The organism is Chryseoglobus sp. 28M-23, assembly GCF_014789785.1.
In the GTDB taxonomy this organism is placed as follows: Bacteria; Actinomycetota; Actinomycetes; order Actinomycetales; family Microbacteriaceae; genus Microcella; species Microcella indica.
In genome coordinates, this window is the sequence record NZ_CP061846.1 from 1,824,863 (window position 1) to 1,837,548 (window position 12,686).

17 protein-coding genes are annotated in these 12,686 nt (G+C 70.6%); 4 read left to right on the forward strand and 13 right to left on the reverse strand.

Going from position 1 to position 12,686, the window contains the following annotated elements:
- Positions 1–21: 21 nt before the first annotated feature.
- The 5 genes from IE160_RS08960 to IE160_RS08980 all read right to left on the reverse strand — a co-directional run bounded on the left by IE160_RS08960 (position 22) and on the right by IE160_RS08980 (position 4,993).
- Entirely contained in the window at positions 22–1,101 is a 1,080-nt protein-coding gene (locus IE160_RS08960; RefSeq protein WP_179872274.1) for a Gfo/Idh/MocA family protein, read from the reverse strand.
- Positions 1,098–2,132 (reverse strand): aliphatic sulfonate ABC transporter substrate-binding protein, encoded by a 1,035-nt coding sequence (locus IE160_RS08965; RefSeq protein WP_179872275.1) that lies wholly within the window; start codon positions 2,130–2,132, stop codon positions 1,098–1,100. The genes IE160_RS08960 and IE160_RS08965 overlap by 4 nt, the downstream gene beginning before the upstream one ends.
- 31 nt (positions 2,133–2,163) lie before the next feature.
- Positions 2,164–2,925: an ABC transporter ATP-binding protein gene (locus tag IE160_RS08970; RefSeq protein ID WP_218925598.1), complete on the reverse strand. Its 762-nt coding sequence runs from the start codon at positions 2,923–2,925 to the stop codon at positions 2,164–2,166.
- Positions 2,922–3,749, reverse strand: coding sequence for an ABC transporter permease (locus IE160_RS08975; RefSeq protein ID WP_179872276.1), 828 nt, complete (start codon positions 3,747–3,749; stop codon positions 2,922–2,924). Before IE160_RS08975 ends, IE160_RS08970 begins: the two co-directional genes overlap by 4 nt.
- Before the next feature lie 74 nt (positions 3,750–3,823).
- On the reverse strand, positions 3,824–4,993 hold the full coding sequence (locus tag IE160_RS08980; RefSeq protein WP_179872277.1) for an ROK family transcriptional regulator: 1,170 nt from the start codon (positions 4,991–4,993) through the stop codon (positions 3,824–3,826).
- A 44-nt stretch (positions 4,994–5,037) separates the two neighbouring features.
- Here IE160_RS08980 and IE160_RS08985 point away from each other — a divergent pair, with 44 nt between their 5' ends.
- A complete protein-coding gene (locus IE160_RS08985) occupies positions 5,038–5,184 on the forward strand; it encodes an OST-HTH/LOTUS domain-containing protein (protein ID WP_246299200.1) in 147 nt (48 codons plus the stop codon).
- Between the two features lie 101 nt (positions 5,185–5,285).
- On the opposite strand, the gene IE160_RS08990 is transcribed toward IE160_RS08985, so the two are convergent.
- Genes IE160_RS08990 through IE160_RS09000 form a run of 3 tightly spaced genes read right to left on the reverse strand, consistent with a single transcriptional unit; the run spans position 5,286 to position 7,218 of the window.
- Complete coding sequence (locus IE160_RS08990; RefSeq protein WP_191150867.1) at positions 5,286–6,014, reverse strand: hypothetical protein; 729 nt, start codon at positions 6,012–6,014, stop codon at positions 5,286–5,288.
- Position 6,015: 1 nt separating this feature from the next.
- Positions 6,016–6,603, reverse strand: coding sequence for an RNA polymerase sigma factor (locus IE160_RS08995; RefSeq protein WP_191150868.1), 588 nt, complete (start codon positions 6,601–6,603; stop codon positions 6,016–6,018).
- A gap of 36 nt (positions 6,604–6,639) precedes the next feature.
- On the reverse strand, positions 6,640–7,218 hold the full coding sequence (locus IE160_RS09000) for a cysteine hydrolase family protein (protein ID WP_191150869.1): 579 nt from the start codon (positions 7,216–7,218) through the stop codon (positions 6,640–6,642).
- A 153-nt stretch (positions 7,219–7,371) separates the two neighbouring features.
- Between IE160_RS09000 and IE160_RS09005 the strand changes: the two genes are divergently transcribed.
- Together IE160_RS09005 and IE160_RS09010 are read left to right on the forward strand one after the other, a co-directional pair.
- Positions 7,372–7,938, forward strand: a complete 567-nt coding sequence (locus tag IE160_RS09005) for a type 1 glutamine amidotransferase domain-containing protein (protein WP_191150870.1) — start codon at positions 7,372–7,374, stop codon at positions 7,936–7,938.
- Positions 7,939–8,083: 145 nt separating this feature from the next.
- On the forward strand, positions 8,084–9,223 hold the full coding sequence (locus IE160_RS09010; RefSeq protein ID WP_191150871.1) for an AI-2E family transporter: 1,140 nt from the start codon (positions 8,084–8,086) through the stop codon (positions 9,221–9,223).
- Between the two features lie 10 nt (positions 9,224–9,233).
- Here IE160_RS09010 and IE160_RS09015 read toward each other — a convergent pair whose 3' ends face one another.
- From IE160_RS09015 to IE160_RS09035, 5 genes are all read right to left on the reverse strand, one after another.
- The gene (locus tag IE160_RS09015) at positions 9,234–9,767 is read right to left on the reverse strand and encodes a DUF1697 domain-containing protein (protein WP_224744431.1); all 534 of its coding nucleotides are present in this window, start codon (positions 9,765–9,767) and stop codon (positions 9,234–9,236) included.
- Between the two features lie 61 nt (positions 9,768–9,828).
- Complete coding sequence (locus tag IE160_RS09020; RefSeq protein WP_191150872.1) at positions 9,829–10,335, reverse strand: hypothetical protein; 507 nt, start codon at positions 10,333–10,335, stop codon at positions 9,829–9,831.
- Positions 10,336–10,385: 50 nt separating this feature from the next.
- Positions 10,386–10,694 (reverse strand): DUF1905 domain-containing protein, encoded by a 309-nt coding sequence (locus IE160_RS09025; RefSeq protein WP_191150873.1) that lies wholly within the window; start codon positions 10,692–10,694, stop codon positions 10,386–10,388.
- A gap of 25 nt (positions 10,695–10,719) precedes the next feature.
- Complete coding sequence (locus tag IE160_RS09030; protein WP_191150874.1) at positions 10,720–11,475, reverse strand: YidC/Oxa1 family membrane protein insertase; 756 nt, start codon at positions 11,473–11,475, stop codon at positions 10,720–10,722.
- Positions 11,476–11,585: 110 nt separating this feature from the next.
- Positions 11,586–11,888 carry a hypothetical protein gene (locus tag IE160_RS09035; RefSeq protein WP_179872286.1) on the reverse strand — a complete coding sequence of 101 codons (303 nt, stop codon included), beginning with the start codon at positions 11,886–11,888 and terminating at the stop codon, positions 11,586–11,588.
- A 63-nt stretch (positions 11,889–11,951) separates the two neighbouring features.
- Between IE160_RS09035 and IE160_RS09040 the strand changes: the two genes are divergently transcribed.
- Positions 11,952–12,599, forward strand: coding sequence for a hypothetical protein (locus IE160_RS09040; RefSeq protein WP_191150875.1), 648 nt, complete (start codon positions 11,952–11,954; stop codon positions 12,597–12,599).
- The last annotated feature ends 87 nt before the right edge of the window (positions 12,600–12,686 follow it).

Here is a 12,686-nt window from a genome sequence, read left to right on the forward strand (position 1 = left end):
GGGTGCTTTCCTGTTCGGTGGTCAACGGCCGTCATCCGGTCGCAGTGCGGAGAGATCGATGGGCTCCCACTGCCGGGACTCCACGGATGCGTAGGCGGCATCGATGACCGCGTTGTCGATGTATCCGTCAACGAGAGTCTGGCGCGGTTCGACGCCGGCCGTGAAGCATTCGACGAAGTGCGCCATCTCGGCGTGGTAGCCGTAGGTGAAGGGCTCTTCGGCGACTGGTGTCATCCACCCGGTGTCCTGACCGGCCTTCTCGAGAACGTAACCGGCCGAATTGCCTGCGAACGCTCGGACGCCCGTCGAGCCGGTCTCGTCGGTGCTGATCCAGCCGTGCGTGCCCTGGATCTCGTTGCGCACGTCGAGGCCGGCCTGGTGGTTCCAGCCCGCCTCGACCTGGGCGATGCGACCGTCGGCGAATCGCACGATCGCGATGCCGTGGTCCTCTGTCGTGACGTCGTCGCGGGTGAGTCGATCGGCCCACGCCATCACTTCAACGGGGAGGGTGTCGTAGCCGATGAACCAGCGCCCGATCGCGACGCAGTGGCAGCCGAGGCCGCGCAGCGGCCCGCCGCCCATGCGCTCGGCATTCCGCGCGTGCTCGTGCGGGTGCCCGTGCGCCTCGCGCGCTCGCACGCTCGTCACGCGGCCGATGGCCCCGGCGTCGACGAGTTCCTTGGCCTTCACGAGCCCCGGGGCGAAGACCTCGGTCTCCGCGTATCCGTGCCACACCCCGGCAGACCGCACGGCGTCCAGGCACGCGACCGCCTCGCGAGAGTTTCGCCCGAGCGGTTTGGTGACCACCAGGGCCTTGCCCGCCGCGGCGATCTCCCGCACGGCCGCCACATGGAGATCGTGCGGGAGCGCCACGACGACGAGGTCGACGAGGTCGCCCTCGAGGAGGTCCCGCAGAGAAGGGACGACCGTCGGGATGCCGTAGCGCTCCGCGACGACCCGCCCCTTCTCCGCGTTCCGTGCCGCGAGAGCGCTGACCTCATGACCGCGCACGTGGCGCAGCGCTCTCAGGTAGAAGTCGGCCACGAATCCCGCGCCGAGCACACCGATCCGCACCGGCGAGGGGATCCGTGCCGCGCTCATCGGTTCAGAGCCTCCATGGCATCGCCGAAGAGCTGCGTGTTGACGAACCGGTCGGGGTCGCCGGGCGCGTCGAGGCGGCCGAGCTCGAGGAAGAGGTCCTGCAGAGCGACGAAGCGCTCCACCGTCAGGCCCGACTCGTTGTCGGCGAGGATCTGCTCCGAGCTCCACCACTCGAGGTTGTCCGCCTGACCCTGCAAACCCTCGACGGGAGTGCCCGACTCGGCGGACGCCCACTCGACGACCTGCTCGGTGTTCTCGATGCGGTAGTCGTTGACCTGCGCCCACACCTCGAGGAAGCGGGAGACCGCCTCGGGGTTGTCGTCGACGGCCTGGTTCGACGCCACCCAGCCACCGACGAAGGCGGTCTCGGGGAAGTCGCGGTTGTTGGCGATGACCTCGGCGTCTGGGACGTTCTCGAAGATCTGGTCGCTCAGGGGCGAGAAGATCGCAGCGACGTCGATCTGCCCGGCCACGAAGGCGGACACGACGTTCGGCGGGTCGAGCGGAACGCGCTCGATGTCGTCCATCGTGAGGCCCGCCGACTCGAGCGCGAGCGTCAGGATCATCTCTCCGGAGCCGCCGTCGGGTACACCGACGCGCAGGCCCGCGAGGTCCTCGGGACTCGTCGCGCCCGATGCGGGCGACGCGATGAGCGAGTCGCCGTACGTGCTCTCGTTGGGGACGATGACCGTCGCCTGGCCGGACATCGGCAGCCACATGGCGCCGCCGCCGATGTAGCCGATGTCGAGGGACCCGGCCGCCATGGCCTGGATCTGGGTGGGGCCGTTGGTGAACGGGATGAGCTCGACGTCGATGCCGGCCTCCTCCCACAGTCCGAGCTCGTTCGCCGTGACGATGACGCCTACGCCGTTGATGCTCGTGTCGATGTAGCCGACCGTGAGCGAGACGCGCTCACGGTCGTCACCGTCGGTGCTAGGGGCTTCCTCGGCGGGCGCCGAGCACGCGGCGAGCGTGATCGCCGCGGCAACGGCGAGCGCGCTGGCCGCCGTCTGTCGTGTGGTGATTCTCATGGCTTCCTTGCCTTTCGATCTGGTGATGGGTTCAGTCGCGGTGGTGCACTCCGCGCCACACTCGGGCGCGAATGTCGGCGAACTCCGGCGACAGTCGGAGCTCCTCCGTTCGGGGGTAGGGCAGCGGGACGTCGACGATCTCGCTGATCCGACCGGGTCTGGGGCTCATCACGACGACACGACCGGCGAGGTACACGGCCTCGTCGACGTCGTGGGTGATGAAGACGATCGTGCGGCGGTCCTTCTGCCACGTCGCTAGCAGCTCGTCCTGCATCTGCACGCGCGTGAGGGCGTCGAGCGCGCCGAACGGCTCGTCCATGAGGAGTACAGAGGGGTTCACGGCGTACGCGCGCGCGATCGCGCAGCGTTGCTTCATCCCTCCCGAGAGCTCCTTGGGTAGGGCATTGGCGAAGTCGGCGATGCCGACGAGGTCGAGGTAGTGCAGCGCCTTCTCTCGGCGCTCCTTGCGACCGAGCCCCTGCAGGCGCAGGCCGAACTCGACGTTCTGGATCGCGGTGAGCCAGGGGAACAGGGCGTACTGCTGGAAGATCACGCCGCGGTCGGGGCTCGGCCCCTTGACGGGCGCCCCGTGCACGACGACATCGCCGCTCGTGGGCTCGAGGAGCCCGCCGATGAGGTTGAGCATGGTGCTCTTGCCGCAGCCGCTCGGCCCGACGAGGGTGATGAACTCGCCCTCGGCGACGTGGAGGCTGATGTTGTCGAGGCTGACGACCCTCCCTCGCGAGCTCGAGAAGACCTTCGTGACGGAGTCGACTTCGATCATGGCGCTCATGCGCGGACCTCCTGCCAGGCGGTGAGTCGGCGTTCGAGGAGCAGGAGCGCTCGGTCCATGACGAAGCCGAGGAGCCCGATCATGACGATGCCGACGACGATGCGGTCGGTCTGCAGGAACTGCGCCGCGCTCTGCATCATGCGCCCGAGCCCGGTCGGGGCCGCAATGAGCTCGGAGGCGACGAGGGTGGCCCAGGCCGAGCCGAGGGCGACGCGCATGCCGACGAAGATGAAGGGCGTCGAGGCGGGGACCACGACGCGGGCAAAGATCGTGAGATCCTTCGCGCCGAGCACGCGAGCCGCATTGATCATCGTGATGTCGACGTTCCGGACTCCCTGGAATGTCGCCAGTACGCACGCGAGGAACGCCGCGAGGAAGATGACGAAGATCTTCGCATCCTCGCCGATTCCGAGGATGACGATGACGAGCGGGATGAGGGCGAGCGGCGGTACGGTCCGGAAGAACTGCACCCACGGCTCGACGAGTCCCCGGGCGAGCCAGTACCAACCCATGAGGAAGCCGGCGGGGATCGCGACGGCGACGCCCAGGCTGAAGCCGAGCAGCACGCGCGCGAGACTCGCCGAGGTGTTGGCCCACAGCGAGCCGTCGAGGATCGCGCTCCACCCTTCGATGACGACATCGAGCGGTGTCGGGATCAACGGGTTGCCGCCCCAGGCTGCCCCGGCGTACCAGAGCGCGATGCCGAGTACCAGCGTGAGCAGGTAGAGCCCGAGCAGGGAGCGCTCGCGTCCTTCGCGGCTCGGCCGTGACTTGGCGGTCTTCGCGTCATCCGAGCCGATGAGCTCTTGCGACTGCACGGTCATCAGCTCGGTTCCTTCTTGTACTCGGCAGGAGGTGCTGTGGTCGTCATCGTTTGTGTCCTTTTCGACGGGGGTGGTCAGACATAGAAGTACCGCTCGAGTGCCGAGGTCGCTCCCCCGAGGACGCCGGCGTCCATGCCGAGGCTTGAGGGCTCGATGCGCACCGAGGGGCGCAGGAGGGGGAACACCGCGCGATTGGTCGTGGCGGTCACGCGCTCGAAGAACGCGTCGGGCACGGCAGCGAGTGCACCTCCGAGCAGGATGAGCTCCGGGTTGAGCAGGTTGACGAAGGCGGCCAGGCCGTGGGAGAGCATCGCGACGATCCGGTCGATGGCCTCGCGGGCACTCTTGTCGGTCTCCGCGGCGTGCCACATCGCGGTGAGCGGGTTGCCGTCGGACTCGTCGAGGCCTAGGGCCGTCGCCTGCTCGCGGAGCGCGCGCTCCGAGAGCACCGTCTCGAGACAGCCGGTGCTGCCGCAGATGCACGATGCGCCGTCGGCGACACCTTGCAGGTGGCCGAGCTCGATGGCGCCGTGGACGCCGCCGGAGAAGGGCTGGCCGTGCACGACGAGGCCGGCTCCGAGGCCGGTGCGCAGGTAGACGAAGGCGACGCTCTCGCAGTCCTGAGCCACCCCGAAACGGTGCTCGGCGAGCGCCATCGAGCGCACGTTGTGGTCGACGCGCACGGGCAGCCCGATGAGCGGCTCCATGATGTCGGCGACGGGCACGTCGCGCCAGTCGAGGTTGATGGGTAGGAGGATGCGCCGGCCGGCGGCGTCGACAGGCCCCGGTACGGCGATGCCCACGCCGATGACGAGCCTCGAATCGATCTGCGAGGCCTCGATGAGCGTGCTCACCGCCTCCGCCGTGGTGGTGATGACCTCGTGGACGGGCGTGGCGATGTCGTAGGCGAACGCGTGCTGGTCGTGGGTGCTGCCGAGCACATCGACGAGGCCGAGCTGCACCGAGCCGATGCCGATCTGGACGCCGACGACGTAGTACGACTCGGCGTTGATCGAGACCTCGGTGGCGGGCCGGCCGAGCTTGCTCGGCGAGACGGGGTTGCCCTCGACGAGCACGTTCTCGTCGATGAGCTGGTTGACCGTGCGCGTGATCGTCGTCGGCGACACACCGGTGCGGCGCGCGATCTCGATGCGAGGGAGCGGCCCGGCGTCGCGCAGGAGGGCGAGGACATCGCCGCGCTGGGTGCGCGTCTCGTCGGTTCGTGCCGGGGCTTCATTGCTCACATGGAGAAAATAAATGACGAGAGGGCGCGTTGTCAAGTACGGAGGTGAAGAAGCAGATGGTGCGCCTCGACCCCGCCTTCAACGAGAAGGTGCTCGGCTTCTCGTCGTTCAGCGCGTTCGTCAAGTCGCGCGAGGAGGTCGCCGAGCTCGACGAGAGCTCGCAGAACCGCCGAGTGCGCCTGCGCGACTAGGGGCGACCGAGACGACAACGGGCCCCTCGCTACCCGAAAGCGAGGGACCCGTTGCGCACGTCCCGGACCAGGTCACGGGACGCTCGTGGAGAGCGACGCCGCTACGGGCGGCCGCCCTTCCCGTTGCCCGGCCCCCCGGGGCCCGAGGACTGCTGGACGTCGTCGTCCCCCGACGACTCGTCATCGCCGTCCTCGGCGTCACCAGCGCCCTCACGAGCGCTGCGGTTCTCGTCGCGCAGCTCGCGCGCCTGCTCGGAGACCTTCTGACCGAACTCGGCGCCGACCTTGTCGGGGTCCTGCGCGTTCTCCGACACCCAGGAGCCGAACTCGTCGCTGCCGACCGGCAGATCCTCGGCGGGCTCCTCCGTCGTGCCGTCCTCCGGCGCCTCGTCCTCGAGCGGCGCCTCCTCCTCGAGCGGCGCCTCGTCGACGAACTCCTCCACGGTCTCGACGGTCGACACGACCGAGTCGAACGACTCCTGAAGCGGCCCGGGCAGTGCGCCGGCGGCGCCAGCAGCGCTCACTCCGACCACTCCGAGGGCGAGAGCCCCTGTTCCTGTCGCGAGCTTCGCCGCGATCCCCCATCCTGCGAGTGCTGTCAGCATCCTCTTGATTCCCCCTGGTGATGTGTCCTCCGCAGAAACCCCCACGGCCTGCGGTGCTGCGAGTCGCTCCCGCAGCGCAGCGGTCGGCTGCGGGGCGCGGGAGTGGGCCACGACGCGCATCTCATCGACGGCGCGCGCGAGCGCGTCGAGGTCGGGCCGGCCCGGAAGGCTCTGCCCGGCCAGCACTCGCTGCGCCTCGTCGTGGGTGATCCGTCGTCGTGTCATCTCACTGCTCGCTATCGTCTGGGCCCGCCGCAGGGGTACGGGTCTCGCCGAGATTCTTCGCCAGCCTCGCGAGCGCGCGGCGCTGCAGCGCCTTCACGGCGCCCGTTCGCTTGCCGAGCACTCCCGCCACCTGCTCGACGGTGAGGTCGGCGACGATGCGCAGCACCATGACGTCGCGCTGATCGGCGGGCAGCCCGTCGAGGAGGCGCAGCGCGGCGGCGTCGCCCAGGCGGGCGGTCGCCTCGTCCTCCGCACTGGATGCCCGGCGCGGGTCGCTCGACACGCTCAACTGCTCGGTCTCGCCTCGGCGAGACCGCATCCTCAGCTCGTCGACGAGGCGACGGTAGGCGACGGAGAAGACGAAGGAGCGGAACGCGGCCGCGTCTCCACGGAAGGCGCCTAGCCGGTCGAATACGGTCAGGAAGACGTCGCTCGTGAGGTCGTCGGGCTCGCGCGAGCCGCGAGCCGTGAGGAACGCGGCGACGGCGGGCGCGTGCCCCTCCCACAGCTCGCGGCAGGCCCAGGGCGCTCCGGCCCGCGCCGCGGCGAGCACGGCGTCGAAACTCGAGTCGGCCGGAGTCTGGGGCACGCGCGTCACCCTAGCGAGCGGGTGGGCATCCGCCGATCAGCGCGCGCCGAGCACCTCGTCGGTCATCCGCACGGTCGCGAACTCGCCGTGCAGGTTCGCCGCCGTGACGCGCGCGAGCTCGGCGGCGGTGATCGTCGTACCGTCAAGGTCGGGCGCGTCGAAGGTGTGGGTGGCGTCGAGCACGAACGTCGTGTCGTAGCCGAGGTTGCCCGCCATGCGCGCCGTCGTCTCGCAGCACTTGTTGGTCTGGATGCCGCACACCACGACACTGCCGATGCCCTGCGCCTGCAGCCAGGCGTGCAGGTCGGGGTCGCCGTAGAAGGCCGAGTTGACGTTCTTGCTCACGAGCAGGTCGTGCGCGCCGTCCACACCGGGCTTGAGGACGTTGCCCGGCTGCCCCGGGCGCAGCGGCGAGCCCTCGCTCACCGAGTCGTGGCGTACGAGCACGACCGGGTCGCCCGCGTCCCGCCACGACCGCAGCAGGGCCAGGATGTTCGCCTCGCAGTCGGGGTTGTCGCGCGCGCCCCAGCGCGGGTCGTCGAAGCCGGCCTGCACGTCGACGACGATGAGGGCGGGCCGGGCGGTCGCGGGCGCAGGGGCGGGGGCGGAGGGCATGGGGTGAGCCTAGTGCGGCCCGGTTCCTGAGCATCCGCCGACCGTGGGGCTGGACGCGGGCTGAGCGCACGCCCCACGCGCGCGCTGCCCTGCCTAACGTGGAGGCGTCCGACCGCACCACCACGACGACACCGATTACAAGGGGGAACCACCATGGCTCATGACATCAGCGCTCATGACATCACCGGCAAGACCGTCGCCTTCCTGCTCACCGACGGCTATGAGGACAGCGAGCTGACCGAGCCGTGGAAGGCCGTCACCGAGGCCGGAGGCACCGCCGTGCTCGTCTCGCCCGCCGGCGCCTCCGTCGAGGGCAAGAAGGGCCACAGCCAGTCGGTCGACCGGCCCGTCGCCCAGGCCGACGCCGACAGCTTCGACGCGCTCATGCTGCCCGGCGGCGTCGTCAACGCCGACCACCTGCGCATGGACGCCGACGCGGTCGCGTTCACGCGCGCCTTCTTCGAGCAGCACAAGCCCGTGGGCGTCATCTGCCACGGCGCGTGGATTCTCATCGAGGCCGACGTCGTCAAGGGCCGCGAGCTGACCAGCTACCCGAGCCTGCGCACCGACCTCCTCAACGCCGGCGCCGAGTGGCTCGACGAGGAGGTCGTCGTCGACGCTGGGCTCGTCTCGAGCCGCACCCCCGACGACCTGCCCGCGTTCTGCGCCAAGCTCGTCGAGGAGATCGACGAGGGCGAGCACGCCGGCCAGACGGCGTGACGCCCTGACGACAGCGATGCAGGCGCCTGCGAGCCTGACGACTGTCTGAGGCGCCCTCGGCGACCGCCCCCTAGGCTGGGCGAGCAGCTCCGCTCGCCGGGGGCGTGAAGCCTCTGCGAGACGCCCAAGGGAAGGACCGCACCGCATGATCTTCCGCCGCAAGCTCGAGACCGCCACCGCCGAAGAGGAGACTCCCCGCACGTCGCTGCGCGAGATGTGGACCGACCGTCTGGGCGCTCTCAGTACGCGCAGCCTTCAGATCCTCCTCGTCATCACGCTCACGGCGCTCATCGTGTACGCGATGGTGCAGTTGCGCATCGCCGTCATCCCGCTCCTGCTGGCGATCATCATCGCGGCGGCGTTCAGCCCCGTCATCCGCTGGATGCGCGCCCGCGGGCTGCCCGCCCTCGCCGCAGCGTGGATCACGCTGCTGGGCTCCCTGCTCAGCCTCGGCGGCATCGTCACCGCGATCGTCTTCGCCGTGCGCAGCCAGTGGGCCGAGCTGTGGGAGCAGGCGCAGACGGGCTTCGATCAGCTCATCGAGTTCGTGCAGGGCCTGCCGCTGCCGCTCGACACGATCGACTTCGACGAGCTGAGCGACCAGGCGATCGACTTCGTCACGAGCGCCCAGTTCGGCTCCGGCGCCCTCTCCGGCGCCGTCGCGGTCGGCGAGTTCGTCACCGGCTTCCTGCTCTTCCTCGTCATCCTGTTCTTCTTCCTCAAGGACGGCGACAAGATCTGGGCGTTCTTCCTGCAGCCGCTCAAGGCGAAGCAGCAGGCTCGCGGTCAGCGCGTCGGCCGCACCGCGGTCACGACGCTCGGCGGCTACGTCCGCGGCACCTCGATCGTCGCCCTCGTCGACGCGGTCGGCATCGGCGTGGCCCTCTGGATCCTGGGCGTGCCGCTCGCGCTCCCCCTCGCGGTCATCGTCTTCATCGCCGCGTTCATCCCCATCGTCGGCGCGACCGTCGCGGGAGCTCTCGCGGCTCTCGTCGCCCTCGTCGCGGTGAGCCCGTTCGTCGCGCTCGTCGTCGTCATCGTCGTCATCGCCATCAATCAGCTCGAGGGCAACCTGCTGCAGCCGGTCGTCATGGCGCAGTCGCTCAAGCTGCACCCGCTCGTGATCCTGCTCGCGTTGAGCGCTGGGACGATTCTCGGCGGCATCGTCGGCGCCGTCCTCTCGGTGCCGATCGCGGCGACCGCGTGGGCGATCGTCAAGACGTGGGACAAGCCCGACTGGCAGCTCGAGCAGCCCGCGCCCCGCCGCAAGGCCGCGAAGGGCTAGCGGCGCCGAGCTAGGGCGCCTCGCCCGCCCGGGTCTCCAGCTGCGCGACGGTGCGCAGGTTGCGCGCCGTGCCCACGACGTCGAGGGCGCGCAGCAGCCGGTCGGTGCTGAGCGTGGCCTTGCCTGCACCCTGCGCGAACCGCACGTGCAGGTGGTCGCCGACGACCGCCCACTCGTCGTCACCGGACTCGACGGCCTGCGCCGCGTCGACGGCCGCGGCGGCGGGCACCGCGTCGAGGAACGTCACGTACGAGCGGGCGGGGTCGTCGACGTCGAGGGGATGCTCGAGCAGAGCATCCCGCAGCTGGGCGGGCGTACGGTGCAGAACCTCCCGGTCGAAGCCGTACCTGAGCCGCACGGCGGCGCGCAGCTCGTCGGCGAAGGCGCCAGGGTCGCCCGGCGGCGTGCTCAGCAGGTTGCCGGAGGCGATGTAGGTGCGCACGTCGGTGGCACCCAGCTCGCTCGCGAGAGCGCGCAGATCAGCCATCGGCAGCTTCGCAGTACCGCCGACGTTGACGGCTCGAAAGAGGTAGACGTCGGTCACGCCGCCCAGTCTGCCAGCGTCAGTGCGACCAGATCAGCGCGACCAGATCAGCGCGACCGGATCAGTGCGCGCGCCGCGCGGGGCACAGCGCGAGGTACAGCACCGCGAGCATGATGAGCCCCGCGTACTCGTTGAGCACGGCGCCCGGCGCGGTGCCGAGGGTTTCGAGGGGCTTGAGGGTCGCGGAGACGAAGCGCAGCACCGGCTCGACGGCGAGCGTGAGAGCCATGAAGGGCACGAGCCCCCGGTAGCGCGCGACGAGCACGATCATGACGATGGCGAGCAGCAGCTGGATGGCGCCCCACTGGCCGAACATGGCGACGATGTTGTCGGCGCCTTCCACGCTCAGGTCGACGGAGGCGATCGAGCCCGCCCCGCCGTCGGGCGCGAAGAGGTGGATGACCGAGCGCACGGCGACGAGCAGCAGGTAGGCGGCGAGCAGCCACGTGGCGAGGCGCGGGCCGTGGAAGGTAGCGGGGTCGGCGGGCAGGAGGCGGGAGAGGTCGGGCACCCAGCGGGTCGGGAGCACGCGCGGGCGGACAGGTGAAGCGGTGTCGGGTTCGCTCATGAGGCCATTCTGCTGAGGTCAGCGGCGCGCGGCGGCGGTTCTCGGCGGCTTCATGGGCGCACGTCGACGAGCTCGAGGTGCACGCGGGCCACGGATCCCACGCTGAGGTTCTCGGCCTCGCGCACGGCCTTCTTCATCGGCAGGATGTAGGCCTCAAGGCTCGAGTCGGGAAAGACGCTCGTCGCCCACTGACTGCCGCCGACCCGCACGCGCACGCGCACGCTGCCGAAGCCGCGCGTGAAGCCCTCCATGCGGGCGGCGATCTCGTCGCTCACGTCGACCGGCACGGTCACGAAGTGCCAGGCGGCCTTGCCCTCCCACTCCCAGAGCTCGGCGGTGAAGTCGTACGCGATGGCCATGCGACCAGTCTGCCCTCCGGCACCGTCACGCGTCGGGCGTCCACTCCCCCTCGCCCCACAGCACGCGGCGCAGCACGGGCCGCTCGAGCGCGCTCCACAGGCTGCTGATCGCGAGGTAGATCGCGGCGCCGAACGGCACGATGAGGGCCGGGATGATGGCGATGAACGGCAGGATGCCGAGCATCGGCGCGACGGCGGCGGGAATCTCGGGGGTGGGCAGACCCTGCTGGAGCATCCGCATGGCACGCCGTTGCAGCAGCCCCGACAGGGTCAGCAGCACGATGGCCGATGCCGTGAGAACGATCGCGCCCGCCCCGCCCGTGACGACGGCGAGACCGAGAGCCTCACCGAAGCCGACACCGAGCAGCTCTTCGACGCGCAGCGGGTTGGGCTCCCCCGCGATCGCCGGGCTGGCGAGCACGAGGTAGAGCAGCGAGACGATCGGCGCTTGCGCGAGCATCGACCCGAATCCGGCGACGGGCGAGACGCCCGCGTCGCGGTACAGCTCCATGGTGCGGCGCTGCAGCTCCTCCGGCTTCTTCTTCCATCGGGTGCGCAGGGCGGCGAGGGCGGGGGCGAGCCGGCGACGGGCACCCTCGGCGCGCACCATGCGCACATCCAACGGGATGAGCAGCGCACGCACGACGAGGGTGATGAGCACGACGGCGAGGGCCGCGGCGCCCGCCCCGGCGAGGGGCTCGAGCAGGTCGACGAGCTCGTGCAGGCCGGCGGCGCCGAGCTGCACGAGGGGCCCGATGAGGGGCCAGGTGGTGATGTCCATGAGGGGTCTCCGAAACGGTCGAGGGTGTGCGGGGGCGTGGGGCCGCCGCATCCCTCGCGCTCAGAGAGCTCGAGCGGGGGTGCGTGGTGAGGGCAGGTGCGGGTCTGCGCTCAGGCGGCCGGGAGGGCCGCGCCGGGAGCGCGCGCGAGGGGCCGCCCCGCCGTCAGAGGATGCGCAGGCTGCGCCTGCTCGCCGAGCGACTCGCGGTGGGCCCGCGCGCGGCTGCCCACGGCGAGCTCGACGTGTGCGGCGGGCCGCACAGCCGCGCGGGCGAGGAGGGTGAGGCTCGCGGCGAGCAGCACGCCCGTGGCGAGCGCCGAGGCCGTGTCGAGCGGCGAGGCGTGCCCGAGCGCGAGGGCGACGAGCAGCGCGCCACCGCCCGCGAGGGCGAGACGCTGCAGCTGCTCGATCATGCGGTCATGCTACTGCGCACCCCTATGGCCTCGCCGTGCGCGCGAGGCGTGCCATCCTGAAGCGTGCACCCCGCGCTCTCCGACCCGAAGATCAACGCGCCGCAGTGGCCGTGGCTGCGCCTTCTGGCTGCCGCGGGCATCGTCTACGCGGTCCTCTCGGTGCTGAACCGGCTGGGCCGCACGCTGTCGAACGACGGCGTCACGGCCTTCGTGTACATGGCGGGCATCGGGGCGGTCGTCATTCTGCTCGTGGTACTCGCCTTCACGGCGCACGCGGTGCGCACCCTGCGTGCCCTCGAGTCGACCGTGCCGCCGGAGGGCCCTGACCGGATGCTCTTCCCCACGTTCGGCTTCGGCACGACCGGCATACGGCTCATGGCGGTCGACGGCGCGCAGGCCTCGCCGCGCGGACTCTGGGGCTGGAAGCTCGTCGAGGTCACGCCGCACGGCGTGCACGTGCACAGCCACCCGCAGCACCAGGACGAGGCGCGCTTCTTCGCCGCCTCCGAGATCGAGGATGCCGCGCTCGGCGCCATCACCGACGGCATGCTGCGCGTGCCCACCCTGAACCTCGCGGTCGACTCCGCGTCGGGGCCCGTCGGCGTACCGCTCGGCCTCCTGCGGCACCCGCTCGCCGTCATGAGCGGTGAGGAGCGCGAGGGCGCGCTCGCGCGGGCGCGGGAATTGCTCGGAGTGCCGCGAGAGTACTAGGCGCCCCCACCTCAGGGGGTGCCGCTGCCGAGCTTGAGGCGACAGACTAGAGCGAGGCTCGGGTTCAGCGCGGTGGCGTCCCGACCG